Source organism: Pseudomonas rhizophila, from assembly GCF_003033885.1.
Lineage (GTDB): Bacteria > Pseudomonadota > Gammaproteobacteria > Pseudomonadales > Pseudomonadaceae > Aquipseudomonas > Aquipseudomonas rhizophila.
Genome location: NZ_CP024081.1, coordinates 1,726,558 through 1,753,442 on the forward strand (window position 1 = coordinate 1,726,558; position 26,885 = coordinate 1,753,442).

At 58.5% G+C, this 26,885-nt stretch carries 25 protein-coding genes and 1 other RNA gene; 15 read left to right on the plus strand and 11 right to left on the minus strand.

Annotated features, from left to right (window positions below; genetic code table 11):
• Positions 1–192: 192 nt before the first annotated feature.
• The 8 genes from CRX69_RS08090 (at position 193) to CRX69_RS27840 (ending at position 6,871) form a co-directional block, all read left to right on the plus strand.
• On the plus strand, positions 193–861 hold the full coding sequence (locus tag CRX69_RS08090; RefSeq protein WP_107321850.1) for a GTPase domain-containing protein: 669 nt from the start codon (positions 193–195) through the stop codon (positions 859–861).
• On the plus strand, positions 858–1,373 hold the full coding sequence (locus CRX69_RS08095; protein ID WP_107321851.1) for a hypothetical protein: 516 nt from the start codon (positions 858–860) through the stop codon (positions 1,371–1,373). Before CRX69_RS08090 ends, CRX69_RS08095 begins: the two co-directional genes overlap by 4 nt.
• On the plus strand, positions 1,328–2,212 hold the full coding sequence (locus CRX69_RS08100) for a hypothetical protein (RefSeq protein WP_152668447.1): 885 nt from the start codon (positions 1,328–1,330) through the stop codon (positions 2,210–2,212). The genes CRX69_RS08095 and CRX69_RS08100 overlap by 46 nt, the downstream gene beginning before the upstream one ends.
• A gap of 76 nt (positions 2,213–2,288) precedes the next feature.
• On the plus strand, positions 2,289–2,825 hold the full coding sequence (locus CRX69_RS08105; RefSeq protein WP_107321852.1) for a LasR-specific antiactivator QslA: 537 nt from the start codon (positions 2,289–2,291) through the stop codon (positions 2,823–2,825).
• Positions 2,826–3,894: 1,069 nt separating this feature from the next.
• Positions 3,895–5,295 (plus strand): YfjI family protein, encoded by a 1,401-nt coding sequence (locus CRX69_RS08110; RefSeq protein WP_107321853.1) that lies wholly within the window; start codon positions 3,895–3,897, stop codon positions 5,293–5,295.
• Positions 5,288–5,641 carry a hypothetical protein gene (locus tag CRX69_RS08115; RefSeq protein ID WP_039592343.1) on the plus strand — a complete coding sequence of 118 codons (354 nt, stop codon included), beginning with the start codon at positions 5,288–5,290 and terminating at the stop codon, positions 5,639–5,641. Before CRX69_RS08110 ends, CRX69_RS08115 begins: the two co-directional genes overlap by 8 nt.
• Positions 5,625–6,605, plus strand: a complete 981-nt coding sequence (locus CRX69_RS08120) for an integrase domain-containing protein (protein ID WP_039592342.1) — start codon at positions 5,625–5,627, stop codon at positions 6,603–6,605. Before CRX69_RS08115 ends, CRX69_RS08120 begins: the two co-directional genes overlap by 17 nt.
• Positions 6,602–6,871: a hypothetical protein gene (locus tag CRX69_RS27840; RefSeq protein WP_107321854.1), complete on the plus strand. Its 270-nt coding sequence runs from the start codon at positions 6,602–6,604 to the stop codon at positions 6,869–6,871. The genes CRX69_RS08120 and CRX69_RS27840 overlap by 4 nt, the downstream gene beginning before the upstream one ends.
• A gap of 164 nt (positions 6,872–7,035) precedes the next feature.
• On the opposite strand, the gene CRX69_RS08130 is transcribed toward CRX69_RS27840, so the two are convergent.
• The 8 genes from CRX69_RS08130 to CRX69_RS08165 all read right to left on the minus strand — a co-directional run bounded on the left by CRX69_RS08130 (position 7,036) and on the right by CRX69_RS08165 (position 17,022).
• On the minus strand, positions 7,036–8,301 hold the full coding sequence (locus tag CRX69_RS08130; protein ID WP_107321855.1) for an integrase domain-containing protein: 1,266 nt from the start codon (positions 8,299–8,301) through the stop codon (positions 7,036–7,038).
• 187 nt (positions 8,302–8,488) lie between these two features.
• Positions 8,489–8,882, minus strand: a transfer-messenger RNA (tmRNA) gene (gene ssrA / locus CRX69_RS08135).
• A gap of 99 nt (positions 8,883–8,981) precedes the next feature.
• Positions 8,982–9,269, minus strand: a complete 288-nt coding sequence (locus tag CRX69_RS08140; protein ID WP_047229080.1) for a hypothetical protein — start codon at positions 9,267–9,269, stop codon at positions 8,982–8,984.
• Between the two features lie 96 nt (positions 9,270–9,365).
• A complete protein-coding gene (locus tag CRX69_RS08145; RefSeq protein ID WP_107321856.1) occupies positions 9,366–12,233 on the minus strand; it encodes an FAD-binding and (Fe-S)-binding domain-containing protein in 2,868 nt (955 codons plus the stop codon).
• Positions 12,230–12,901, minus strand: coding sequence for a LutC/YkgG family protein (locus CRX69_RS08150; protein WP_076383522.1), 672 nt, complete (start codon positions 12,899–12,901; stop codon positions 12,230–12,232). Before CRX69_RS08150 ends, CRX69_RS08145 begins: the two co-directional genes overlap by 4 nt.
• Positions 12,898–14,355: a LutB/LldF family L-lactate oxidation iron-sulfur protein gene (locus CRX69_RS08155; protein WP_047229077.1), complete on the minus strand. Its 1,458-nt coding sequence runs from the start codon at positions 14,353–14,355 to the stop codon at positions 12,898–12,900. Before CRX69_RS08155 ends, CRX69_RS08150 begins: the two co-directional genes overlap by 4 nt.
• On the minus strand, positions 14,352–15,176 hold the full coding sequence (locus tag CRX69_RS08160; protein WP_107321857.1) for a (Fe-S)-binding protein: 825 nt from the start codon (positions 15,174–15,176) through the stop codon (positions 14,352–14,354). The genes CRX69_RS08155 and CRX69_RS08160 overlap by 4 nt, the downstream gene beginning before the upstream one ends.
• Positions 15,177–15,327: 151 nt before the next feature.
• Positions 15,328–17,022 (minus strand): lactate permease LctP family transporter, encoded by a 1,695-nt coding sequence (locus CRX69_RS08165; RefSeq protein ID WP_107321858.1) that lies wholly within the window; start codon positions 17,020–17,022, stop codon positions 15,328–15,330.
• 263 nt (positions 17,023–17,285) lie between these two features.
• On the opposite strand from CRX69_RS08165, the gene CRX69_RS08170 reads away from it, so the two are divergent.
• Positions 17,286–18,053, plus strand: a complete 768-nt coding sequence (locus tag CRX69_RS08170; protein WP_047229074.1) for an FCD domain-containing protein — start codon at positions 17,286–17,288, stop codon at positions 18,051–18,053.
• Positions 18,054–18,207: 154 nt separating this feature from the next.
• Here the strand turns inward: CRX69_RS08170 and smpB are convergent, their stop codons facing one another.
• Positions 18,208–18,690: an SsrA-binding protein SmpB gene (gene smpB / locus CRX69_RS08175; protein WP_047229073.1), complete on the minus strand. Its 483-nt coding sequence runs from the start codon at positions 18,688–18,690 to the stop codon at positions 18,208–18,210.
• Between the two features lie 118 nt (positions 18,691–18,808).
• Here smpB and CRX69_RS08180 point away from each other — a divergent pair, with 118 nt between their 5' ends.
• Genes CRX69_RS08180 through CRX69_RS08190 form a run of 3 tightly spaced genes read left to right on the plus strand, consistent with a single transcriptional unit; the run spans position 18,809 to position 20,962 of the window.
• Positions 18,809–20,212, plus strand: a complete 1,404-nt coding sequence (locus tag CRX69_RS08180) for a sodium-dependent transporter (protein WP_047229088.1) — start codon at positions 18,809–18,811, stop codon at positions 20,210–20,212.
• A gap of 7 nt (positions 20,213–20,219) precedes the next feature.
• Positions 20,220–20,663 carry a type II toxin-antitoxin system RatA family toxin gene (locus CRX69_RS08185; protein WP_047229072.1) on the plus strand — a complete coding sequence of 148 codons (444 nt, stop codon included), beginning with the start codon at positions 20,220–20,222 and terminating at the stop codon, positions 20,661–20,663.
• Positions 20,660–20,962 (plus strand): RnfH family protein, encoded by a 303-nt coding sequence (locus CRX69_RS08190; protein ID WP_107321859.1) that lies wholly within the window; start codon positions 20,660–20,662, stop codon positions 20,960–20,962. The genes CRX69_RS08185 and CRX69_RS08190 overlap by 4 nt, the downstream gene beginning before the upstream one ends.
• A gap of 58 nt (positions 20,963–21,020) precedes the next feature.
• On the opposite strand, the gene CRX69_RS08195 is transcribed toward CRX69_RS08190, so the two are convergent.
• Entirely contained in the window at positions 21,021–21,548 is a 528-nt protein-coding gene (locus CRX69_RS08195; protein ID WP_047229070.1) for an outer membrane protein assembly factor BamE, read from the minus strand.
• Positions 21,549–21,645: 97 nt separating this feature from the next.
• Here CRX69_RS08195 and fur point away from each other — a divergent pair, with 97 nt between their 5' ends.
• The gene (fur, locus tag CRX69_RS08200; RefSeq protein ID WP_076383526.1) at positions 21,646–22,056 is read left to right on the plus strand and encodes a ferric iron uptake transcriptional regulator; all 411 of its coding nucleotides are present in this window, start codon (positions 21,646–21,648) and stop codon (positions 22,054–22,056) included.
• A gap of 55 nt (positions 22,057–22,111) precedes the next feature.
• On the opposite strand, the gene recN is transcribed toward fur, so the two are convergent.
• Positions 22,112–23,785: a DNA repair protein RecN gene (recN, locus tag CRX69_RS08205; RefSeq protein WP_047229068.1), complete on the minus strand. Its 1,674-nt coding sequence runs from the start codon at positions 23,783–23,785 to the stop codon at positions 22,112–22,114.
• 241 nt (positions 23,786–24,026) lie between these two features.
• Between recN and grpE the strand changes: the two genes are divergently transcribed.
• Entirely contained in the window at positions 24,027–24,593 is a 567-nt protein-coding gene (gene grpE / locus CRX69_RS08210; RefSeq protein ID WP_076383527.1) for a nucleotide exchange factor GrpE, read from the plus strand.
• Between the two features lie 101 nt (positions 24,594–24,694).
• The gene (dnaK, locus tag CRX69_RS08215; protein ID WP_047229066.1) at positions 24,695–26,611 is read left to right on the plus strand and encodes a molecular chaperone DnaK; all 1,917 of its coding nucleotides are present in this window, start codon (positions 24,695–24,697) and stop codon (positions 26,609–26,611) included.
• Positions 26,612–26,885: the final 274 nt, after the last annotated feature.

Here is a 26,885-nt window from a genome sequence, read left to right on the forward strand (position 1 = left end):
CCGTCTGACTTCATGGGCTATGCAGTTCAGGTCGACGCATAGTGGCTAGCCGGCTCTCCCACAGAATAAAACCCGCCGCTTACTTAAGTGCGGCACTGGTTAGCCGATAGCCTCTCCATGCTTACGCACGGGTTATAAGCAAATGGGCCACAATGCTGGCCATTCGAGAAACGAAGGACAGGGACTGCTCGTATGGGTTGGGAGAGACTAATCGTTGCCGGAGCCGCAGCTGTGGTCGCGGCTGGCGTCGCTTACTGGAAACGTGAAGAAATCAAAGATGGCTGGGACAGCATGATCATCAGCCTCAAAGGTAAGCGCGTGGCGATATTGGGAGAGCGCAATGTCGGCAAGACAGCTCTATTGAAGTTCCTTGCCAGTGGTGAGGTCTCCGACGAGTACATGCAAACCACGCTGACCGAGAAAGTCCAAGGAACACGGTTTGCAATGGGTGACCTGAAGCTGGACCTCAAGGAAACCCGCGACGTTCCCGGTGCGCCTGATGCAATCGAGGACTGGAAAACACTGCACAATGAAGCGGACATCGTCCTTTATCTGGTCAATGCTCAAGAGGTCAATCAACAACGTATCAAGCGCGATCTCGAAAAGATTGAAAGCTGGAGGAAGGCTCCGGCGCCATCGCCCAAGCTGGTCGTGATCGTCACGCATATGGACCTCGACCCTACGTACGTCGCCACACCCGTGTCCGGTCAGGGGCATTTCCGTGATCGTTTCGTCAAACTCCACCTTGATGCAGGCCTGTCGAAACTAAGTCAACGGCCGCCGATCATTCTCGGCAGTCTGGTGAGTCGAGATCAGGCGGCGAGATTGGTCGCGACGTTGATCAATACGGTAACAGCATGATGCATGCCAAGGTTTTCCAAGCTCAAGCACTGGACAACAGGTCCTCGGACTATTTGCGTCTGGCGGAGTGTGGAGCGGAACTTAGCAGCCCGGTCCGAGAGCAAACGTATTCCGCACTGACCAGCATCAGCGTGCGAGGTACTGTTCTGTTTGCACAAGATGGCGTGAAGCTGTTCGTCAAAGGCAACGCAGCCGTTTTGCAAGTTGTCGCGGAGGAGCGGGACCGCGCGGGCCGGCTGGCGCCAGTGGTTTGCTGGATCGAGCATAATACCGGGCAGGGGCCAGGAGCGACTGGTGTCGATGCGGTGTGGGCGTCGCTCGAGCAATTCGCTACCTCCATCGGGCGCAGCTTTTCAGAGCCTAAACGCTTGGCTGCACGGGAGGCGCTTGAGCAATTCGAAAAAAAGCAGCCGAGCCAGAGCTTCATAGCCCTGGCGATAACACTTTTACAGCGCGAGTGGGCAGCGTGGCTCAGACGCGCACTGGCGGCGCTGAAAACTTTCGGCAAATGAACGAACAGGGTACGCGCATCGCGCGAAAGGGGAGCAATGTGGCAACAGGCAAGATTCCGCTGGACCATGGCGCACGCAGAGTGATGCTCGTGTTGGATGAGAACACGATCAATGAGTGTCTCTATGATCTCGAGCCCGAAGCCAAGGGGTTTCTATTTGATCCCCAGTCCCACATCCTGCAGTACCCGCTTACGGTCGATGAGCCAGATAGCCAGGCGCTGCAGAATATTATCGATGCTGACCTGCTTCGACCGGGCGCGGTGCTCTTACAGAGCCCGTATGACCGTAACGCCTATGTGGACCTGAGCCAGGCCACGGATCAGTTCGCGATTGAGAAGCTTCGGCATTTTTCGCGGCTCTGCCAATACCTGGGAGCTCGGGACGTAACCGTTGAGCAGGTCGAAGTCAGCAAGGACTCCTCGTCCCAAGTGTACGAGTTGCACGGCAAAGCTCCTGTTGCCAAGCTCGATGTCAAAGTCGAAAACAAAGTGGGCAATTCACTGGCCAGAAAGTTTTCCATCAATGCCTCGTTTCGCGGAGGCAAACCCAACACCGAGGCAGCTGAAAAATACCTGCGTGGCAAACAGCTGTGGGGCGATGTGGTAATGCGTAGCCTGGTCGAGCAGTGCGCTGATGAAGACAACCAGATCCTTGAACAGAAGGTGGTGATCAGCCTGTCGAGTGAATCGAAGCGTTCCCTGGGCGTAGTGGCCAAGCTTAACCTGCCAGCCAAGGGGCTAGGGCTAACGGCAAATTACCTGGACAGTGCTCATTCGATCGAAGAGTACCTTCTGACCTTGACGGTAAAATTTGACAGCCCTGAAACCGATAGTTTGTAGCGGTGCGTCGCATGATTACCATCGCCTAACCTGGACTATCATATTTGATACCGGGTGGGCGGGCTTGGATTCCGCGATGTTTGAATTCTCGCTTCTCATCGGCCTCCCCAAACCCAGCAGCATCGATACTTCATCGCTTACCCCTGAAGATGCAGCGGTTAAATTGCGGCAGGCTGCCACTCTCCGGCTTAACGGAGCCCAGAGTATTCTGCTTCATTTTCCGCAAGACGTTGAGCTGGCAGTAGAGCTGTTGGATGACGCCGCCGTGTTGTACGACAAGGCATTCCGGAATTTAACTGGCATTCCGGCTCAAAGCGTTCATCAGCAGATCCATGAGTATGTCTCTGTCCCGTCCGCTGAAGGGGCTCCCGCGATCCAAACACCGTGGGGTAATGAGTTCGCTCCGGTAATAAAGGAGGGTGTTCGTTGCGCAGAGACTTGGCTCGAGGGTTCATCATTACCGTTATGGTGGGCGCTGTCTCAGAACCGAAAGCGTCATCGTCCAGGGGACTATCAGGAAGCATTTGAAGCAGGCTTTCTGCTGCGGTTGCAGCAGACGCTGATCATGCGGCGCGAAGCCCCCACTTCCCAATCAACCCGCTTTGATGCCTGAGTCTTCGATTGAAGTTTGAGACTTTGCTTTTCCCGCCAAACCCTCCGATCAAGCGATCTTTGATCGTGCCGATCGGAGGGTTCATTCGCTTTTTCTCGAAGCCGCCGCGTTCCACCCTCCTATTTTCACATTTAATTAACGCCACGATTATTTTTACCCGTCAGTAACTCCCCCGCGATTTCTATCGAGCGCAGCGCCATTCAGTGTGTGTGCGGATCTTTCGGGGGCATGGATGTAAGTGTGGCGACAGCGGCGACAGCGGCGACAGCCCGCGTAGAACGTGACCTGGAACGTGGCGACAGAAGTGGCGACAGTCGCCACTTTCTGAGCGCTTTGCCCGTGACGCTTGACCGTCTTTTCGAGTGGGTATAAAAATTGGCGCACGGATCGCTGTCGTTGACAGCACCTGCCCAGGTAGCCAGAGCCTTTAAGGCTACGCCACTTGCGTGGTGGTTCTTCCCTAAGTGCGATTAGCGTCCGGCGGCTCGCACGGTCACTCCCCAAGAGTGACGGATGCCTTCTCTACCAATCTGTCCACTGCGGCAGACGATGGACCTATCTAGCTGCACTGCAGCTGCCTCACCCTTCGGCACACATCGCTGCGCCAGACCGCACCCGTCTCTTTCTCCTGGAAAGAGACGGGCGCTCGTACCAGTGCTGCAAGCCACGTAGTACAAGGCATTGCCGCAACTCTCCTCGTGACAATCGACCCGACAAATCCGATTCGTCGCCATCCGCAATGACACTGGCACCGGTGCCGCAGCCAATGGAAAGGCTGCACCTGACTGACAGTCAGGCATGCCCCAGGTGTCCATGTCGTTGCCTTCTCCTACTCAGGATCTCCAGGTGCCGAACTCGTCAGTCGGCACAGCCTCCACCCGCCCGCATGTTCGGATGCGTCTAGGGAGGCCAGATTCAAGGGTTCATGCCCTTGCTCCCGGTCGTAAGGAGCCGTTCGTTCCGCGTCAGTGAACACCTCACAGGCCGCAGGGGCCTTGATCCCTGATAACACTCAGCAGCCTTGGCGGGACGACGTGAGGACAACTAGCAATGAACGAGGAGAGGGCCCATGCAGCAGTTAGATCCGAAGCTTGAACTACCACGACCACCTCGACCGTTGATTGAGTCGAATCCCGTGGCCCAGCCTTATCCGGTGCAGGCGCTGGGTGGGATTCTTGGACCTGCGGTGGAGCGCATGGCCGAGGTCATCGGCGTACCCCAGGCATTGGCTGCACAATCGGTGTTGGCTGCCTCGGCGCTGGCTACCCAAGGTCATGCCGGCTTACAGCTCGACGGGAGAAATTATCCCCTCTCGCTGTACCTGATCACGGTGGCAGCTTCGGGGGATCGTAAAACGGCGACAGACCGATCTGCATTGCTGCCAGCACGCCAATGGGAGCGTGAGCAGTGGCAGCGCTACCGCGAACAGCTTGCCCGGTACCGCGCCGCACAGCGCCAGATGCAGCGTATCAACCCTGCCGATCCCGACTTCGCGAACGGTGTACCGCTCGAAGCGGAGCCCTCTGCACCGAGGCTGATTACCACGGACCCAACTATTGAAGCGCTGATCAAAGGGCTTTGCCATGACCTGCCGAGCATGGGGTTGTTCTGCGATGAAGGGGGACAATTCCTCGGCAGCAGCACCATGAGTCGGGACAACCGTTTGAAAGCGGTTACGACCTTGTCGTCACTCTGGGACGGAAGTCCGATAGATCGCGCGCGGTCTATGGCGGGTGAAAGCTTGCGAGCTTACGATCGACGCTTAAGCCTGCACCTGATGCTGCAACCGTATCTAGCCATGCAGTTACTCAGTGACCCATTGCTGCAGGGGCAAGGCATTCTCGGTCGCTGCCTCATCACCTGGCCCACCAGCCTGGCCGGACAACGCAGTTACCAGTCTGTCGACTTGTCCAAAGACCCCGCCCTAAAGCGATATCACCACCGTCTTTCGGCCCTGTTTCATCAGCCTTGGTCACTTTTCGCTGACGGGGCCTTGCGGCTATCACCGCTGACACTAAGTCCCTTAGCCCGCCGTCGCTGGATTGATTTGCATGATGCTATCGAAGCTCAGCTGGGGGAGTTTGGCGAGCTGGCCAGCGTACGGCCCAGCGGATCAAAGGCTGCCGATAACCTGCTGCGCGTCGCCGGCATTCTTGCAGTTGTGGAGGAGAGCAGCGTCGTGGAGGTCGACCATATCCAACGGGCCTCCGCTTTAGTCGGCTACTACCTCACCGAGATCCAGCGCCTGACTGAGCAGGAGCCAGTGTGTCGAGTAAAAGAGGAGGCAGACCGGCTGCTGCGATGGCTGCAGGTCAAAGATTGGAAGCGTTTCAGTATTCGTGAATTGAATCGCAACGGTCCCCGCTTTGCCCGCAAGAGCAGTCGTCATGCCGCCAAGCTGTTGGTCGAGTTGATTGATCATCAGTGGTTGATCACCGATGGCCACACCTTCGAGGTACGCCATGTTTAATCTTGATGAAGCGCTGCGCAACCATCTGGCTCAGCGTCAAAAGGAGCCCAAAGCGCGATTTGTCGCCGCTACTGTCGCCACTTTGTCGCCATGCTCAAAACCAGGCAGGACAAGGGTTGTCGCCGCTGTCGCCAGTGTCGCCACCACCCATAAAGCTATCGCCTCTACCACAGCCATTATTCAATGGTTGAAAGAGGAGGGTGCGCATCTTTACGTCACCGGCAACACGCTGTGTTTTCGCCCGACTGATTGGGCGCAGATTCCCATCGTGAGCGCGCACTGGCGAGCCCTTTTGCATGATCTCGCTGCAATCGATCAGGAACAGAAAAATGGCTCGAGTTGGTAAGCGATCTGGGCGCAATTTCGGCTTCGGTCGCCAGCTCAGCTATGCCGGACCGCAAGCCTTGAAAGATCTATTTGGCGATGGCCATTTTGCTACCGTCAAAGCCCATAGCGATCGGTGGCAGGCGTTCGTGCATTGGTGTCGATCCGATGAAGGACCGAGAGTCAACGACGCGCGCCAGATAGACCGCGAGATACTCATGCGGTACGCCGTCCACGTGCGGGAGCAGGTTGATCAGGGCAACGTCGGCATTGCCACCGCGCAGAACCGACTGTCCAGCGTGAACCGAACGATGGCCGCGCTGCGTGGTGATCAGTTCGTCAAAATCCCCAGTCCGAGCAAGGCGCTGGGCTTGCAGCGCTCAAGCGTTCGTAGTGAGGCACCGCAAGGCCAAGACCGTGCCAAGGTCAGGCTGATTGCGCAAGCGCTGTCAGAGCGACAGCAGTCCAGGGTTAGTGCCATTGTGCTCCTTGCCCGAGAGACCGGCATGCGCCTGCGCGAAGCGATCTTGGCGGACCTGCCACGGCTGCAACGAGAGGCTCAGCGACTGGGGAAGATCAATATCCAAGACGGCACTAAGGGTGGTCGATCAGGGGCCTCGGCACCGCGCTGGATTACGGTAACGGATCAAGTTCGCGATGCCCTGGATTGGGCCAGCGCGAACACACCCAATGGCAGCCGGAATTTGTTGGCGCCCGACGAAAGCTACAAAGACTTTATGCAGGCAGTTGTGCGACCGGCACGGGACATCCTGCATGAGCATGGATTGAAAGGTTTTCATGAGCTGCGGGCGGCTTACGCCTGTGAGCGCTATGAGCAACTAGTCGGCTTTCCTGCACCCGCTAATGGTGGTCGTGTTCATCAAGAGGATCGAGCACTCGATCAACGAGCCCGTAAGCAGATCAGCCACGAATTGGGACATAACCGCATCGATGTGGTGAGTGCCTACATCGGAGGCCGGCGATGACGACCGAGTTCGACATAGCGTTGTTCCTACAGCCCATGCTCAAAGGTGCACATGCCACGCAGCAGCGGCACATCAGGCAAGCAGAAAGGATGCACGAGGTGATTCGTGAGCGCTGGGGTTGCGCGACTCCCTGGTCCTGGAGGGAAAAACACGTGAGATGGTTTCTGAAGCACTATTTGCGATGCTCAGCTCCAGCTACCATCTACTACTACGAGTTAACAGCGGGGTTGATCCGCCGTAGAAAGGCAAAAGTCGTGGTTGCCTGATAGACCTTTAAGCGTGAGCCCCCGAGTATGGGAATGCGGAGCCTTCCCATACTCAGGGGCTTTGACTAAGGAGCGCAGGCGTACGAGAAATTTGGGGATAGTCGTAAAGTCTGGCGCCATGCTGTACTACGCGGTTACACGGTTTTTCGCCGGTGCTACCGGCCTCAGGATACTCCCCGTATCGGTACGACGTTGAGGTCTCTGGTGTGTTTGATCGCGGCTACCGACAGGCTGCCGGTAGCCGCCTTCTGGATATGTTCACTCCACCAAGCCATCATCGGACGCCGGCGTTCAATATAATCCGCCCGGTTGTAGGCGCTTCGAACCTCGTCTTTATCGACATGCGCCAACGCGACTTCGATTAGTTCCGAATCCCACCCATGCTCGTTCAGGATTGTGCTGGCCATTGAGCGCATGCCGTGGCTGACCAAGCGGTCCTGAAAGCCCATGCGCTTCAACGCCATGTTGGCTGTCTGGCTATTGGCGTGAGTACGTGGGTTTCGGTCTGCCGGGAAGACATACTCTCGATGACCGCTATGGGATTTGAGTATTTCCAGCAATGCCATGGCTTGATCGCTTAACGGGATGCTGTGTGGGCGTCGCTTTTTCATCCGCTCCGGAGGAATGGTCCAGACACGCCTTTCGAAATCGAGGTCTGCCCAGCGAGTAGTCGCCGCTTCAGCAGGGCGAGTCATGGTATGCAACTGCCATTCGATAAGGCAGCGTGTCGTGCGCTTGATACTGGCGTTTGCGAGTTCCAGCATGAGCTCGGGTAGCTCTTCGGGCGGGAGCGCGGCCATGTTTTCTTTCTTGGGTTTCTTGAATACCGCCCGGATGCCACTCAGCGGGTTGGCGAAGATCAGGCCGGAGTTCACGCCGTAGGTCATGATCTCGTTAAGCCGCTGACTAAGGCGCTTAACCGTCTCCAGGCTGCCTTTCGCTTCGATTGGACGAAGCAGCTCGATCACCATCGGCGCGGTGATTTTCGCGAGTGGAGTCGTCTTCAATTCGGGGAACACATGCAGCGTGAGCGATCGCCAAATATCCTCGGCGTAGGCCGGCGTGACCGAGTCTTTCTTAAGCTCGAACCAGGCAGTGGCTACGTTCTCGAAAGTGTGTTCCGTTTCTGCGCGCTTGGCCTCATTTAGCGTATCGCGCTGCACTTTCGGATCGATGCCCAGGGCGAGCAGCTCCCGTGCTTGCACTGCCATCTTTCGGGCGTTCGCCAATGAAAGCTCTGGGTAGGTACCCAAGCCCATGTTAATTCGGTTTTTAGTCACCGGTTCACGGTAGTTGAAATTCCACAGCAGAGAGCCGTTGCTGCGTACACGGAGTTGCAAGCCGTCCCCGTCGGTGAGGACGTAATCCTTGGACGCGGGTTTGACTCCCTTGAGCTGTCGATCGGAAAGGCGGAGGGTTTGAGCAGTCATGAGATTTCCCTCAGGCACTGATTTGGTATTCCAAAGGTTAGCACCGGAGGGGATGGAATACCGTATGGAATACCAAAACTTCTGGAACTCCAAGAATCTACAAAGACCTCAATAGCCGCTAAATCCTTGTATTTACTGGATTTCAGGCACAAAAAAAGACGTCCGTGGACGTCTTTAGATGATGAAGTGGTGGAGCCGGGGGGATTTGAACCCCCGTCCGCCAGTACTCCGCTGTCGGTACTACATGCTTAGCCGTGTCTATTAAGTTAACCCTCAGCGACCCGACGGGCAGGGTGCTTTGGGCGAGTTGTGTAAGTTTTAGCCGATTCGTCCACAACGTACTGCACGGCGATTCCGTTCTATATGACAATCACTTTGGGTTTACGGACATCCCCTGGTGATTGCTGGACCCGAAGGTACCAGAAGGGAAGGGCTAAGGCTGCTTACGCAGCGAGAGCGTATTCCCCGTAGGTTTCGTCATTGGCAACTATAGGAAGTTGCAACAGTGGATTTACGAGTTCTGTTACCAACTCGGCATGCACCTAAAGTTTCGCAACCGGCGTCGAATCCTAAACGGCCCCGAGCCTGTAGCTCCGTGAATCAGCTGGAGCGACAAGCCTGTGCAGTGTACGCCAATACGCGGCTGAGGCCAACCCGAAGGTTGGCCTGACGCGAGGTTACTACTGATCGCCTTTGGTGTTGTTCTGCAATTTCTGAATGGCCTGAGTGGTCAGCGAGATGCAGTTCTTGGTGCCTTCCTCGGTGCCTTTGGCCTGTTCCGCCGTGGCTTGTCCGACGGTGGCGTCAATTTCGGTTTTCATGCCTTCGCTCATCTGCTCGGTGCTGACCTGGGCGTCTTTGATTTTCTGCAGATTGATCTGGCAAAGGTCTGCCTGGTTATCTGCGAACACCGGAGAGGCCAACAGCGCAGCGGAAATGAACAAGCCAGCAAATGCAGTGTGCTTCATGTGTATCTCCTTGAACGTTTGGTCTCGGTGCTGCCGGACATCGCCGCCAGGCCCGAGTCAATAAAGGGCCCGACGGCGTCGGGCCTATTCAAGTGACTACAGCGAAACGCAGGAATTCGATTTTTCTTCGGGTGCGATGGGGAGCCCCTCAGCGTCGGCGAATTTGGGCCGGGTGACGCGATCCACCAGATACACCAGGCCGTGGTAGTCGATTTCGCCATGGCGCGTCAGACCGATCTCGCAGGTGCGGCTGGTGGAGACGCCTTCGCTGCAAAACTGCACCGCGTCCTTGAGGGTTCGCAGTGAGTGGGCGTTGAGCTCGGGTGTAGTGAAGCCTTTGTCTCCGGCAAAACCACAGCAGTGGATGCCTTCGGGGATCACGACTTGCTTGCTGCATTTGCGCGCCAGGTCGATCAGCGCCTGGCTCTCGCCCAAGTGCTGGGTACTGCAAGTGACGTGTACGGCAATCGGTGCATCCTGCGGGGTGAATTCGAGACGGTCCATCAAGTGCGTACGAATGAAACGTACCGGGTCGTACAGGTCCAATCGAACATTTCCCAAGTCCTGGACCAGGCGCAGCGTGCAAGGGCTGGTGTCGCAGTAGATCGGGTCGATCCCGCCGCGGCTGGCGTGGAGCAGGGCGCCGATCAACTCCTGGCGCTTGTGCTCGGCCTGTTCCGCGTAGCCTTTGGATGCGAAAGGCTGGCCGCAGCACAGGCTGTCCACGTTGTCTGGAAAGACCACCTGATAACCGGCTTTTTCCAGCAGTCGTTGGGTTTTTTCATACAGCGACATCTGTTCTTTGTCACCCGCCGCCGGCGCCATGGCGCGCGACACACACGCGGCCAGATAGACCACGCGCGGGCGTTCGTCGCAGACGGCAGGGCTGAAGCGGATGGCTTTTTCCGGCTGCGGTATGGCGTTGTCCCACTGGGGAACCTGACCCTTCGACAGCCGGGTCAGGCCGGCTGACAGGCGGGCCAGTCGCGGCGCGCCCAGCAGCATTCGGGCACCGTTGGCGACGTGCAGGGTAAAGCGTGCGCCTTGCAGGGCGATGGCGAAATTGCTTGCCAGCCAATCGGCGGTTTTCGTACGCGTTGCGCTGCGGCTACGGAGTTTTTTCACCAGCTCGCCGGTGTTGATGCCGACTGGGCAACGTTGTGCGCATAACCCGGTGGCGGCGCAGGTGTCGATGCCGTGGTATTGGTAGGCCGTTTCCAGCGCTGAAGTGTCGATGCCTGCGCGCTTTTTCGCCTGGATGTCCCGCCAGATCACGATGCGTTGGCGCGGGCTTAAGGTCAGGTCTTTGGACGGACAGACCGGCTCGCAGAAGCCGCACTCGATGCACTTGTCCACTATCTCGTCGGCCGCCGGCAGCGGCTTGAGGTGCTTGAGGTGGATTTGTGGATCTTCGCTGAGCACCACGTCCGGGTTGAGGATGCCGTTAGGGTCGAGCAGGCGTTTGAGTTGCCACATCAACTGGTAGGCGTCGCTGCCCCACTCCAGCTCGACGAATGGCGCCATGTTGCGGCCGGTGCCGTGTTCGGCCTTCAGCGAACCGCCGAACTCCACCGCCACCAACTGCGCCACGTCATCCATGAACGCTTGATAGCGCGCAACTTCTTCGGCGTTATTGAAACCTTGGGTGAAGACAAAATGCAGATTGCCTTCCAGCGCGTGTCCGAAAAGAATCGCCTCGTCGTAGTGATGTTTGTCGAACAGCTCGATCAGGCGGTTCACGCCAAGGGCCAGCTGCTCGACCGGGAAGGTCACGTCTTCGATGATCACCGTGGTCCCAGTTTTGCGTACCGCGCCCACCGCAGGGAAAGTGTCTTTGCGGATGGCCCAGAGTCGCGCGTTTTCTCGCGGGTCTTCGGTGAAGTCGACCTGTTTTTCCACAGGGAAACCGGCCAGCGATGCCATGATCCGGGCCAGTTGCTCTTGCAGCAAAGATGACGAAGCCGCGCGGGATTCAATCAGCAGTGCGCAGGCATTTGTCGACAGATGCTGTACGAAATCCGGCATGCCCGGTTTGTCCTGCACCGAACGCAAGCTGCGCCGGTCCAGCAGCTCCACCGCCGATACCGGCTGGCTTTTCAACACCGTGACCGCGTTGCAGCAGGTTTCCACGTCCGTGAAGACGATCAGCGCCGAGGCTTTGTTCGGGTGATCGATGACGGTGTTGTAGGTCACCGCGCTGATGAAGCCGAGCGTGCCTTCGGAACCCACCAGCAGGTGGCTCAAGATATCCACAGGCTCGTCGTAATCCACCAAGGCATTGAGCGACAGGCCAGTGGTATTTTTCAGACGGTATTTGTGGCGAATTCGAGCCGCCAGTTCGGTGTTGGCGCGGGTCTCGCGGCCAAGGGTTGCCAGACGTTCCAGCAGTTCGCCATGGCTTGTACGAAAGGCCGCCACGCTGGTTTCATCTTCAGTGTCCAGACGGGTGCCATCGGCCAGTACCAGGCGGATGCCGGCGAGGGTGTGATAGGTGTTTTGCGCGGTGCCGCAGCACATGCCGCTGGCATTGTTGGCGACGATGCCGCCGATCTTGCAGGCGTTGATCGATGCCGGATCGGGACCGATCTTGCGGCCGAACGGTGCCAGCCAGGCATTGGCCTGGGCGCCGATCACGCCGGGCTGCAAGCGGATCTGCATGCCCTCGCCGCGAATTTCGCGAGCGTTCCAGTTATCCCCCAGCACGATCAGTACCGAGTCGCTGATGGCTTGCCCGGACAGGCTGGTGCCGGCGGCGCGGAAGGTGACCGGCACCTGGTCGCGTTGGGCCAGTTGCAGCAGTGCTACCACTTCATCTTCGGATTCGACGCGTACCACCAGTTTCGGAATCAGCCGATAGAAACTGGCGTCGGTGCCGAAGGCCAAGGTCGACAGCGGGTCGTCGAAACGGCGCTTTGGCGGGATCAGCTGCTGTACGTCGCGCAGGAAAGGGGCCGGAAGCGTCATTGGTCCTCCAGAATCAGAACCACCAGATCCTTCGGACCATGGGCGCCATAGGCCAGCACCTGTTCGATGTCGGCCGTCTTGGAGGGACCCGAGACCAGCAGCGCGTTGGTGGGCATGCCCTGGGCCCAGGCGAATTCCTGTTGCACTTCATAGAAGTTGTCGCGGATTTCGCTGGCCTTGAGCAAAGCGAAATGCACCGGCGGAACGAGGCTCATCAACCGCGGTTCTTCCCGCGTCGGCCAGAGAATCAGGCTGCCGGTTGCCGCGATGGCACCCAGGGTCCCGGTCAGGCTGGCGGGGGTGTCGTTGAACAGTTCGGCTTTCCATTGCTCGACAGGCCGGTCGTAGGCCTTGAGCGTTGGCAGCTCGGGATTGTTCGCCCAGAACTGTGTGATTTTTTGCCCGTGAGGCGTCGTCGGGGCGATGAGCAGGCTGGGTAATTGACGGTCGCGCAGCAACTGCGCCAGCAGCGCCGGCCAACCTTCGCCAGACGTCAGATGGATCTCGGTGTGCACCGCTTCCATCAGTTTGCGCAGTTGAGCGATGCGCTCCTCGGGGGCGTAGCGATAGGTTTTCGTCACCAGGTCGACATCGAAGTTGTCGGCCACTGGTGTGGTGCCGGTCAGACTTTTACGCAGCTTGGCGAGGATATTGTCCTTGGCGCTCATCGACGGTCTCCCTGCTGGTTCAGGTGTTCGCGGGCCAGGTCATGCAATGAGCGGGCGGCGGGTTTGGGGGCGCTGTGGTTCTGCGTCCATGGGCCGACGTTGTCGGGCGTCAGGGCGCGCAGGCGCGTGGCGAGGAAAGCGAACAGCCGATACAGGCGCGGCGAACTGTTGAGTCGGGCCCAGGCATTCCAGATGAAGCGCTCCTTGGGCGAATACTTACTGCCCTGGCCACGCATCACCGGGTTTGGACTGTCCGGTGCCTTGACGTTTTCTTCGCGCAGGCGCCGCAACAGCGCCGGAATTGGAATCTTCACCGGGCACACTTCGCCGCAGGCACCGCACAGTGAAGAGGCGCTTGGGTGGTCCGGCACTTTGGCCAGGCCCACCATGTGCGGCGTGATGATTTTTCCGATAGGCCCCGGGTAAACCTCGCCATAGGCATGACCACCGATGCGGGTGTAGACCGGGCAATGATTCATGCAGGCGCCGCAACGAATGCAGTTCAGGGTCTGGCGCAGTTCGCTGTCGGCAAATGCCTGGCTGCGCCCGTTGTCCAGCAGGACCAGGTGCACTTGCTGGGGGCCGTCCAGTTCGTCGGCCTTGCGTGGGCCGGAGATCATGTTGACGTAGGTGGTGATCGGCTGGCCGAGGGCCGAGCGGGTCAGCAGCGAGAGCAGCGGCACCACGTCCCGCAGGTTCTCCACGACTTTTTCGATGCCGGTCACGGCAATGTGAACCGGTGGCACGGTGGTGGACATCCGCCCGTTGCCTTCGTTTTCCACCAGCAGCAACGTGCCGGTTTCGGCCACGGCGAAGTTGACGCCGGATACGCCGATGTCAGCCTCGAAGAATTTCTGCCGCAAGACCTTGCGACCGATCTGAATGAGTTGGTCAACGTCCTTGGTGTACTCCACGCCAAGTTTGTCGTGGAACAAGGACGCGACCTGACCGGCGTTCTTGTGGATCGCCGGCATAATGATGTGTGAAGGCTTCTCGTGGTCGAGCTGGACGATGTATTCCCCCATGTCGGACTCGAGACATTCGATGTCCCGACCCTCGAGGAAATGGTTCATCTCCATCTCTTCGCTGACCATCGATTTGCCCTTGATCACTTGCCGCGCCTCGTGAGCGCGGATGATCGAGAGGACGATGCCATTGGCTTCGTCCACCGTTTCCGCCCAGTGTACTTTCACACCGTTGCGGGTCAGGTTGGTTTCAAGCTGCTCGAGCAGGTCGGGCAACTTCGATAACGCACGAGCGCGGACGGCATTGCCCAGCACTCGCAGATGTTCTCTTTCGTGGGCATCGCTGAAGGACGCTGCCCGCTTGGTCATCAGTGAATCCATCGCTGTGCGAAAGTTGTTTCGCAGTTGCGTGTCGTCCAGTGCCTTGTGGGCCCTGGCGCGAAAATCTTCCTGCACCTCAACGGTCGGAATCAGCGTCGGTGTGCTCATACGACACCCCCGGTGCGCTGCCAGAGGAAGCTCGCCAGGTGCTGCCCCCGTAATGCTTGCTGCTGTTTCTCCAGGGCGCCATTGATATTCATCAGGCAACCGCAGTCGGCACTGACGACCTGGTGCGCGCCGGACTCCTTCAGCGCGCGGGTCTTGTCGGCCACCATCGCGCCGGAAATATCCGGCATGCGCACGCTGAACGTCCCACCAAACCCACAGCATTCACTTTCATGGCTGTGTTCGACGCGCTCCACGTTGTCCAGCTGCGCCAGCAAGGCGCGGCCATGCAAGTGGGTGTTCATTTCCCGTCGTGCCGAGCAGGAGGTATGCAGCGCGACCTTCACCGGTTCGCCACTGTCGTTCAACTGCACCTTGCAGACAAACAGCAGGAACTCGGCCAATTCATAGGTCCTGGCCGCCAGGGCCTGGACCTGTTTGAGCGTATCGGGTTCGTCCTTGAACAGGTCGGCGTAATGCTCGCGCAGCATGCCGGCACAGGAGCCCGACGGCACCACCACCGGATAATCCCCGGCAAACAACGCCAATTGCGCCCGCGCTACCGTCCGGGCCTGCTCGGTGTAACCGGAGGTGTACGCCGGTTGCCCGCAACAGGTCTGCCCTTGCGGGTAGTCCACCCGTATCCCTTCGCGCTCCAGAAGATGAATCGCATCCATCCCGGCTTCGGGATAGAACAGGTCCACCACGCAGGTTCCGAACAGGTAAACCCGTTCGGGCTTGTTGCTGGGGTACTGCCGAGGCTCGGGCAATGGCGGGGCGACACGGGTCGCATTCGGCACGGCGTTGTAAAAAAGCTCGCTCATCAGGCGTGTCTCCGGGTGGTCCCGGTTATCCGTCCGCTGAGGCTGCTGAATATAGATAAGGAATCTTTCAGCAGCCTTGCAGACCCGGTTATCAATAGCAGACGCCGAATCGTGGTTCGGCGTCGTTCTTTTTCGGTGTTAGCTGTTGTGCTTAGTGCACCAGCATGCCGGTGAACCAGTAGGCCTGGGCCAAGGTGATCAAGCCTACGATCGTTGCAAAGAATAGGCTGTGTTTCAGGGTGAAACGGAACAGATCCGATTCCTTGCCCACCAGGCCGGTCGCAGCGCAGGCCACGGCAATGGACTGTGGCGAAATCATTTTGCCGGTCACGCCGCCACTGGTATTGGCTGCAACCAGTAATGTGTCGTTGACGCCGATCTGGTGCGCGGTGGTGGCTTGCAGTGAGCCGAACAGCGCGTTGGACGAGGTGTCGGAACCGGTCAGGAATACTCCCAGCCACCCCAGGAAGGGCGAGAAGAACGGAAACGCCGCGCCCGTGCCGGCCAATACCAGGGCCATGGTGGACGACATGCCCGAGAAGTTGGTGACGAAGGCGAACGCCAACACCATGCCAATGGACAGGATAGGCCAACGCAGCTCGTAGAAGGTTTCTTTTAAAGTGGTAAGACCAGTTCTGAGGTTGATCTTCAGCACCAGCATCGAGATCAATGCGGAAAAGAAAATCGCCGTACCGGTGGCGGAAATCGGATCAAGTTTGAAGATCGCCGGGATGGCTGTTGGATTGGTCACGATCGGCGCGACCTTGATCACCATCTGATCCAGGTGTGGGATGGCGAAATTGAACACCCAGCCGTACATCGATCCGCCCGGGGCGAACATCGCCTTGAACGGTTTGAGCGTCCAGATCGTCACCAGCACGGTGAGGATCAGGAACGGTGACCAGGCCTTGAGGATTTCTCCCAGGCTGTAAGGGGACGCCACGGTGCTGCGTGGCTGGCCGAAACCGCCGACGCTGGCGGTAATGGTTGCGCTGGAGGTGGCGCCGGCAATCTGGGCACCTGCGGTGCGTTTTGGCTGCCAGATTTTCAGGAACAGAGTCAGGGAAACCAGGCTGGCCAGGGCAGATGTGATGTCCGGCAGTTCCGGGCCGATGAAGTTGGAGGTGAAGTATTGGGTGATGGCGAAGCTCAAGCCTGCCACTAGCGCCGCCGGCCAGGTTTCCCGAACGCCGCGCAGGCCATCCATCATGAACACCAGCCAGAACGGTACAAACAGCGACAGCAATGGCAATTGACGGCCCGTCATGGCGCCGATCTTGAACGCGTCGATCCCGGTGACCTGGCCGGCCACGATAATCGGAATGCCTAGGGCGCCGAAGGCCACGGGGGCGGTGTTGGCGATCAAGCAAAGGCCGGCGGCGTACAGGGGATTGAAGCCCAGGCCGACCAGCAGCGCCGCGGTAATCGCTACCGGCGCGCCGAAGCCGGCGGCACCTTCCAGAAATGCCCCGAAGCAAAAGCCGATCAACAGCACCTGAAGGCGCTGGTCATCGGTGATCGACAGCACCGAGCTGCGGATCACTTCGAACTGGCCGCTCTTGACGGTCAGTTTGTACAGAAACACCGCCGCGACGATGATCCAGGCGATAGGCCACAGGCCATAGGCAAAACCATAACCGGCAGCAGCGAACGCCATGTCCGCCGGCATTTGAAACGCGAAGATCGCCACGGCAATCGCCAAGGCCAGGGTGATGCTGCCGGCCACATGTCCCTTGAGGCGAAACACCGCCAGGGCCAGGAAGAAAAATACGATGGGGATGACGGCCGCAAGTGCGGACAAGCCGAGGCTGCCGAGCGGGCTGTAGAGCTGTTGCCAGGTTTGCATAGTGGGTGGGCCCCTAATTGTTGTTGGTCAGGCACTGGTCAGCGATTTTGGATAATTGGTAAGACCAATTTACAAGCGCTGTCGGCTAGGGTAAAAGCCTTGGTTGTCGCATGTCAATTTGCCGCTCTGAAACTTTCGTCGAATGAGTGCGGCCGATGGCATCTGATCTGTGGGTCGAAGTGGCTTGTGGAGGGTGTCGGCGGGGCGCGGATAGGCGAGAATAGAGAGCCCGGCGAGCCGTCGGGATCGTGGAGAGTCGAGTTATGGGGTTTGATCAGATTCGTCAGCGCCGTTTGTCTGACGATATTGTCGAGCGGCTTGAAGGAATGATCCTTGAAGGCACGCTGAAGTCCGGCGAACGCCTGCCCGCCGAGCGTGCCTTGGCCGAGCAGTTCGGCGTGTCACGCCCTTCGTTGCGCGAAGCGATTCAGAAACTGGCGGCCAAGGGCTTGCTGGTCAGCCGCCAGGGCGGTGGCAACTATGTGGTGGAGTCGCTGGGCTCAACCTTCAGTGATCCCCTGTTGCAGTTGTTGGAAAGCAATCCTGAAGCGCAACGTGATTTGCTGGAGTTTCGCCATACGCTGGAAGCTTCCTGCGCTTACTACGCGGCACAGCGGGCCACGGACGTGGACCGCGAGCGGCTGACGGCGGCGTTCGAGGAGCTTCAGGATTGCTATTCACGCCATGAAAATGTGAGTCGGGCTGAGGAGGGCGCGGCGGATGCGCGGTTTCACCTGGCCATCGCCGAAGCCAGTCACAATGCAGTGTTGCTGCATACGATTCGGGGTCTGTTCGATCTGCTCAGGCGCAACGTCGTCACCAACATTGGCGGCATGTACAAACAGCGCAGCGAAACCCGAGACATGCTGATCAGTCAGCATCGGGAGTTGTACCAGGCCATTATGGGCGGGCACGCCGAGCAGGCGCGGGAAGTCTCCAGCCGGCATATTCTGTATGTGCAGGAAGTGTTGGAGGAGGTGCGTCAGGAGGTGCAGCGGGTGGCGCGGGCAGAGCGGCGCAAGGGGATGTAGTCAGTGGGTTCTATAGTGATTGGACCCCTGTGGGAGCGAGCCTGCTCGCGAAAGCGGTCTGTCTGACACATCAAGGTTGCATGTGCCTCCGTCATCGCGAGCAGGCTCGCTCCCACATTGGATCTTCAGCGAACGCATAACCCAGGCGAAAGAATCAGTCTTCCTTGCCCTTGTTGCGTACCGCGCGTTGCAGCTCGCGACCGGCGTCGCGTTCGCGCTCGGTATCACGCTTGTCGTATTCCTTCTTGCCTTTGCCCAGCGCAATTTCGCATTTGATCAAATGCTTGCTCCAGTACAACGACGTGCAGACGCAGGCGTAGCCTTTTTGCTGCACGGACGCGAAGAGCTTTTCCAGCTCGCGCTTGTTGAGCAGCAGCTTGCGCGAACGTGTCGGATCGGCGATCACGTGGGTGCTGGCGGTGGTCAGGGGCGTGATATGGCTGCCCAGCAGCCAGGCCTCGCCGTCCTTGAGCAGCACATAACTGTCGACCAGTTGCGCCTTGCCTGCACGTAAGCTCTTTACTTCCCAGCCGGCCAGGACCATGCCAGCCTCGAAACGTTGTTCGATGAAGTAGTCGTGTCGCGCTTTTTTATTTTGCGCGATGGTCCCTGTGGGGTGTTTCTTCTGTTTAGCCATAGGGGCGGCATTATAGGCAGTTGCGGGCGTGTCGGCTACGGTGAAGCTACGTGCTTGAGCAGGTTGAATGAATCCCGGACAATGCGGCCTCTTTTTCGAACGCTTGGGCGTGATCACGATGTCGACAGACAAGGTTTCTGTCCACGGCAGTTGGGCTAGCCGCTGGGTCTTCATATTCGCCGCAACCGGTTCGGCCGTGGGGCTGGGCAGTATCTGGAAGTTTCCCTACATGGTCGGCGTCTATGGTGGCGGTGCCTTTGTATTGATGTTTCTGGCGTGCATCGCGCTCATCGGCGCGCCGGTGATGCTGGCCGAAACCCTCATCGGTCGTCGCGCCCGACAAAGCCCGGCCAATGCCCTGAAGGTGCTGGCAGTGGAGGCCGGGCACTCGGCCAAGTGGTCGTGGGGCGCGTTTGCCGGAATGATCACGGCGCTGCTGATCCTGTCTTTCTACAGTGTGGTCGGCGGCTGGTCGCTGGACTACATCATCGATATGGGGCGCGGGGACTTTCAGGGGGTGACACCCGATCAGGTCGGCGCTTACTTCGGTGATGTGATCTCCGATCCCTGGCGGCTGACACTTTGGCATACGATTTTCATGCTGCTTTCTGCGGTGGTGATTGCCCGCGGGGTGGTTGCGGGGCTTGAGCGCAGCCTGCGAATCATGATGCCGCTGCTGTTCGTGATGATCCTGGTATTGCTGGGCTACAGCATGACCACCGGGCACTTCATGGAAGGCGTTCACTTCATGTTCGATTTCCAGCCGGAGAAAGTCATGGATGGCCTGCTGCCGGCCATGGGGCATGCGTTTTTCTCCCTGAGCGTGGGGGTGGGCTCGATCATGATCTATGGCGCCTACATGCCCAAGAGCGCCTCGCTGACCAAGACCGTTGTAGGTGTCGCGCTGCTGGATACCTTTGTATCGTTGCTGGCCGGGCTGGCGTTGTTTCCGATTGTCTTCGCCGCCGGCCTGAACCCCAGCGAAGGGCCGGGGCTGATGTTCGTCAGCCTGCCATTCGCTTTCGGCAACATGGCATTTGGTCAATTCATGGGGGTGGTATTTTTTCTCCTGGTGGCCATTGCTGCCTGGAGTTCGGCCATTTCCCTGCTGGAACCCATGGTCGCTTATCTGGTGGAGCGAACCCGGCTCAGTCGCGCCTGGGTGACGTTCTGGCTGGCCTTTACCTGTTGGTTCGTTGGCCTGGGGACGGTGTTTTCCTTCAATATATGGAAGCAAGCGAAGTTTTTCGTGAACGAAGGCGGGATGTTCCATCTCTACCAGTGGGGAGCAACCGGAGGGCTGGATTTCTTCGGCGTGATTGATTTCTTCACATCACGGATCATGCTGCCGCTGGGTGGTTTGTGTTTCGTGGTGTTTGCAGGATGGGTCATGGGGCGTGAGGCGGTGCGTGACGAATTGTCGTTGCGCAGCCCTGTACTGTTTACCTTGAGCCTGTTCTTGATGCGCTATGTAGCGCCCATCGGCATTCTTGTAGTGTTTGCCGCCCAGCTGTGGAAGTGACGCTTACATGACGACACATATTCAACGCTCGGCCTTGCTGCCCTATCCGGCGCAGGCGTTGTACGACCTGGTCAACGATGTGGCAAGTTACCCGCAATTTTTGCCTTGGTGCTCGTCCGCCGAAGTGCTCGAAAGCTCTGAAGCCCATATGCGCGCCAGGCTCAATGTCGCCAAGGGCGGATTGAGCCAGCACTTTGTCACGCGCAACACCCTGGTGCCTGGACAGTCCATTGAAATGAACCTGGAAGAGGGGCCTTTCAATCAGCTCCACGGCGTCTGGGTGTTCAAGGCGCTGGGAGAGAAGGCCTGCAAGATCAGCCTGGATCTGTCGTTCGACTATGCAGGTCCGTTGGTGCGAGCCACGCTGGGGCCGTTGTTCAATCAGGCGGCCAATACCCTGGTCGACGCGTTCTGCCAGCGCGCCAAGCAAAACGCCGAGCTTGCCCGTTGATTGAGCTGGAAGTGGTGTATGCCGGCGTCGATCGTCAGGTCTTGCGCGTATTTTCCGTGCCGGAAGGCACCAGTGTTCGGGCGGCGTTAGAGGCGTCCGGCATTGCTGCTGAGTTTCCGCAACTGGATCTGGCCACTTGCCCGGTGGGGATTTTTGGCAAGGTGGTTGCCGATCCGGATCGCCAGGTGGTGCGGGCGGCTGATCGACTTGAAATTTATCGACCGTTATTGGCAGATCCAAAAGAGATTCGGCGGCTGCGTGCCGCCAAGGCCGCCCAGGCGCGCCAAGCTGATCAATAGTCAGCTCTGAATTGCAGGCAATAAAAAACCCGGTAAGCCGGGTTTTTTATTGAGCAATTTATTGCGGCGAAGTATCCAGTGGTTCTGGCGTCGGGACCGGTACGGTCTCGACGTTGTCCACGTCCTTCTGGATCTGATCGAGCAACGAGCCTGGCTTGACCGGTTTTTCCGGTTTCGGCTGCTCGGCATTCTGGGTTGGGTCGGTCACCGTAGTGCCGCTGTCCTGGCCCATAATGGCCTCGTCGCGGCTCACGCCGGGCATGAAATCGCCAGACAGGCTGACAAGTTGGTCATTGGCGTTGAAGATAACGCTGATGCGTTCCTGTTGGCGTTCACCACCACCTGGTTGCAGGCTGTACAAATAATCCCAGCGATCGGCATGGAACGTGTCGGTCAGCAGAGGGTTACCCATGATAAACCGTACTTGCCGACGGGTCATTCCCGGGCGTAACTGGTCTATCATGTCCTGCGTGACGACATTGCCCTGCTGGATGTCGATTTTGTAAACCCCGGGGAATGAACAACCGGCGAGTGCGAGCAGTCCCACAAAGGTGAAACTGGTTAGCAAGAGCTTGGTGTTTTGCATCGGTGGGCGACTTCCACTATCTTGGCTGGGACAACGTAAACGCCGATCATACCCGCATTAAGAGAAGCTGCGAAGCAGCATCGCGAGAAAGCTGACCATGGTTGAAAATAGCGAACTACGCAAAGCCGGCCTCAAAGTGACCCTGCCACGGGTCAAAATTCTGCAGATGCTCGATTCCGCCGAGCAACGCCACATGAGTGCCGAGGATGTCTACAAGGCGCTTATGGAAGCTGGCGAGGACGTCGGTCTGGCCACGGTTTACCGTGTCCTGACTCAGTTCGAGGCGGCGGGGCTGGTGGCTCGTCACAATTTCGATGGCGGTCATGCGGTCTTTGAATTGGCCGATGGGGAACATCACGACCACATGGTGGACGTGGAAACCCGTGAGGTCGTCGAATTCACTTGTCCGGCAATCGAAAAGCGCCAAAAGGAAATTGCTGAAGAGCATGGCTTCGAGTTGATCGATCACCATCTCGTCTTGCATGTGCGCAAGAGAAAGCCGGTTTAAAGCTGTTGAAACGCAAAAAGGCGACCCCAGGGTCGCCTTTTTGCGTTTGGGCTGTTCAGATTTTTGCCGCGACGACCATTTTTTTCGCGTGAGCCAGGGACTCCTTGGTGAGGTCGATGCCGCCCAGCATCCGTGCCACTTCTTCCACGCGCTCGTTCTTATTCAGCTTGGACACGGCGGTGCGAGTGGCGTCCTCGTCACGCACCTTGTGCACAAATAAATGCTGGTGTCCTTGGGCTGCGACCTGGGGCAGGTGAGTCACTGTCAGCACCTGGCCGCGCTCCCCGAGTCGACGCAGCAACTGGCCGACAATTTCCGCCGTAGGGCCGCCAATACCCACGTCCACTTCGTCGAATACCAGCGTCGGCACACGCGAGGTCTGTGCGGTGATGACCTGGATGGCCAGGCTGATGCGTGACAACTCGCCGCCGGAGGCGACTTTGGCCAGGGCCTTGAGCGGTTGGCCAGGGTTGGCGCTGACCAGCAACTCCACCTGCTCCAGCCCGTTGGGCTGAAGCTCGTCCCCCGCGTTGGGGTGCAGCTCGATGGTGAAGCGCCCGCCGGGCATGCCCAGGCGCTGGATTTCCTGCTCAACGGCACTGGCCAGCCCGGTCGCGGCCTGCTGACGCAGCTCACTGAGCTCCCTGGCTTTTTCCTGATAATGACGGGCATAGGACGCCAGTTCGTCTCCCAGGCGCTCAATGGATTCGTCGTTGGCGTTCAGGGTTTCCAGCTCTTCAAGCAGGCGCTGCTGCAGTTCGGCGACATCGGTTGGCTGGACGCGATGCTTGCGCGCCAGCGTATAAATAGTGTCCAGGCGTTCTTCCAGATATTGCAGGCGCGCCGGGTCGGCGTCGAAATGATCCAGAAACCGGTTCAGTTCCCCGACGGCCTCCTCGACCTGGATCTGTGCGCTCGTGAGCAGATTGGTCGCTTCGCTCAGGGCGCCTACCGAATTGTTGACGCTGGACAGCCGGTTCAGGCTGGCGGTCAGTGCATTGAGCACGTTACCCGAGTCGCTTTCACTGCATTGCTCGACCACTTGCCGGCAAATGCCCAGCAGGGTTTCGGCATTGGTGAGGTTCTTGTGTTCCTGTTCCAGTTCCGCCAGCTCGTTTTCACCCAGGGCCAGGTTCTCCAGCTCTTCGAGCTGATAACTCAACAACTGGTGGCGGGCACGTTGTTCGTCACCGGAGTTGGAGAGGCGATCCAGTTCCTGGCGGGTCTGGCGCCACCGCTGGGCGGCCAGTTGAACCTGGCGGGCCAGGTCGGTGGCGCCGGCGTATTCGTCGAGCAGGCGGCGATGGGTCTCGGTCTTGAGCAGGGACTGGTGTTCATGCTGGCTGTGAATGTCGATCAGCAGCTCGCCCAGGGCCTTGAGGTCGCCGAGGGGGCAGGGCGTACCGTTGATGTAACCCCGGGAGCGACCTTCGGCGGTGATGACCCGGCGCAATATGCACAGGCCGTCGGTATCTAGGTCACGTTCCGCCAGCCAGGCGCTGGCCTCGGGGATGTCGATCAGGTCGAAGGTGGCCAGGATGTCGGCCTTGTCCGCACCGGGGCGTACCACGCCGCTGTCGGCGCGATCGCCCAGCGTCAGGCCCAGGGCGTCGAGCATGATCGATTTGCCGGCACCGGTTTCACCGGTGATCACGCTCATGCCCCGATCGAGTTCGAGGTCGAGGTGTTCGACGATGGCGTAGTTGTGTACGGACAGGTGCACCAGCATAAAGGCCGCTCCCAGGCTTAGGTCTGGTTATTTATACAGTGTTTTGTTTCGGCCTGACAATGCCTTCGCTTAGCTCGATTTGCTTGGGTGGAAGACTTTCTTAGCGCCGGGAGGAATGAATATGCAGGGGTTTTTTGTAAGGTTAATTCGTCGGACCGCCCTTGAAGCTGGAAAACACGGCCCCATATACCGGGGCAGAAGCGCGAGTTGAGCTCGCGGACGAAGTTGAAAGGAGAAATCTATGGCTGACGAACAGACGCAGGACACGCAAAATCTAGACGCCAATCAGGCTCCCCAGGATTCGGGTGACGACCTGGCGGCACGTGTACAAGTGCTCGAAGAGCAACTGGCCGGTGCGCAGGATCAGGCGCTGCGTGTAGCCGCCGACCTGCAGAATGTCCGCCGTCGCGCCGAGCAAGATGTTGAAAAAGCTCATAAATTCGCCCTGGAGCGGTTCGCAGGCGACCTGTTGCCGATCATCGACAGTCTGGAGCGCGGCCTGGAGCTGTCCAATCCGGACGACGAAAACATTCGTCCGATGCGTGAAGGTATCGAGCTGACCCTGAAGATGTTCCAGGACACGCTCAAGCGCTATCAGCTTGAAGCCATTGATCCGCATGGCGAGCCCTTCAATGCCGAGCACCATCAGGCCATGGCGATGCAGGAAAGTGCGGACGTCGAGCCCAACAGCGTATTGAAGGTTTTCCAGAAGGGCTATCTGCTCAACGGTCGCTTGCTGCGCCCGGCCATGGTTGTGGTCAGCAAGACGCCGGCGCCGGTTTCGCCTTCTATTGATGAGCAGGCTTGAAATTTAGCGCAGCGGCCCCATTTAGAAGTCAAGCGTTTAAGTGCTACCGCAGTTAGCCACCACTGCTGCGGCAACAAAATCCAAGTTCCGGGAGAGTTAACATGGGCAAGATTATCGGTATCGACCTGGGGACCACCAACTCGTGCGTCTCCGTGCTGGAAAACGGCAAGGCCAAAGTAATTGAAAACGCTGAGGGCGCGCGTACTACGCCGTCGATCATCGCGTACGCCAACGATGGCGAAATTCTGGTTGGCCAGTCGGCCAAGCGTCAGGCAGTGACCAATCCGCATAACACCCTCTACGCGGTGAAGCGTCTGATCGGTCGCAAGTTCGACGAAGAAGTCGTTCAGAAAGACATCAAGATGGTGCCTTACAAAATCGCCAAGGCTGACAACGGCGACGCCTGGGTTGAAGTGAACGGCCAGAAAATGGCGCCGCCACAGATCTCGGCGGAAATCCTGAAGAAAATGAAGAAAACCGCCGAAGACTATCTCGGCGAAGCGGTGACCGAAGCGGTCATCACTGTTCCGGCCTACTTCAACGACAGCCAGCGTCAGGCGACCAAAGACGCCGGCCGCATCGCGGGCCTGGACGTCAAGCGCATCATCAACGAACCAACCGCGGCCGCTCTGGCTTACGGTATGGACAAGGCCAAGGGCGATCACACCGTGATCGTTTATGACCTGGGTGGTGGTACCTTCGACGTCTCCGTGATCGAGATCGCTGAAGTCGATGGTGAGCACCAGTTCGAAGTACTGGCCACCAACGGTGACACCTTCCTCGGTGGTGAGGACTTCGACATTCGTCTGATCGACTACCTCGTCGACGAATTCAAGAAAGAAAGCGGCATGAACCTCAAGGGTGACCCGCTGGCCATGCAGCGTCTGAAAGAAGCTGCCGAAAAAGCCAAGATCGAGCTGTCCTCGAGCCAGTCGACCGACGTGAACCTGCCGTACATCACTGCAGATGCCACGGGGCCGAAGCACCTGAACGTGAAAATCTCCCGCGCCAAGCTCGAAGCGCTGGTGGAAGACCTGGTTCAGCGCACCATCGAACCTTGCCGCATTGCAATGAAAGACGCCGGTATCGACGTTGGCTCGATCAACGACGTGATCCTGGTCGGCGGCCAGACCCGTATGCCGCTGGTTCAGAAGCTGGTAACCGATTTCTTCGGTAAAGAAGCGCGTAAAGACGTGAACCCGGACGAAGCCGTTGCCATGGGTGCCGCCATCCAGGGTGCTGTTCTGGCCGGTGACGTGAAAGACGTTCTGCTGCTCGACGTCAGCCCGCTGACCCTGGGTATCGAAACCATGGGTGGCGTGATGACTGCGCTGATCGAGAAAAACACTACGATTCCTACCAAGAAATCCCAAGTGTTCTCGACCGCCGATGACAACCAGAACGCCGTGACCATTCACGTGCTGCAGGGTGAGCGCAAGCAAGCCGCGCAGAACAAGTCCCTGGGCAAGTTCGACCTGGCCGAGATTCCGCCAGCTCCACGTGGCGTGCCACAAATCGAAGTGACCTTCGACATCGACGCCAACGGCATCCTGCACGTTGGTGCGAAAGACAAGGCCACCGGCAAGACCCAGTCGATCGTGATCAAGGCCAACTCCGGTCTGTCCGAGGAAGAAATTCAGCAGATGGTTCGCGATGCTGAAGTCAACGCCGAAGAAGACCGCAAGTTCGAAGAGCTGGCCAGTGCCCGCAACCAGGGTGATGCCCTGGTGCACTCGACTCGCAAGATGGTCGCTGATGCTGGCGATAAAGTGACCGCTGAAGAGAAAACTGCCATCGAGGCAGCTGTGGTTGCTCTTGAAGCGGCTGTCAAAGGTGACGACAAGGCGGCCATCGAGGCGAAGATCGAAGAACTGTCCAAGGTCTCCGCTCCAGTGGCTCAGAAGATGTACGCCGAGCAGGCTCAGCCGGCTGAAGGCGCAGCGCAGCAAGGCGAGTCGGCCGAAAAAGCCGATGATGTCGTTGATGCCGAGTTCGAAGAAGTGAAAGACCACAAGTAATCGCTTGTTGGTCGGCCGGTTGACTGCATTTGTGCGGTGACTGGTAGGATGTCGCCGCGCGGGAGCTTGCTCCCGCGTTGGCGTGTCTGGAGTCAGTGAATTTTTACAGCATGCGACAGCGTTCGGATGCTGGCGGTGTGATCGGGAATGCTCCTGCTTTCCGAGCGAGAGACGCCGCGTTTTGGCCGGTTCCCTGGCTGAAAGATGTGGGTTTGTACGAATCGTCGCTCAGCCACTTTTCGTACAGGGCCCAAGACCAGGATCGTTGAATTGA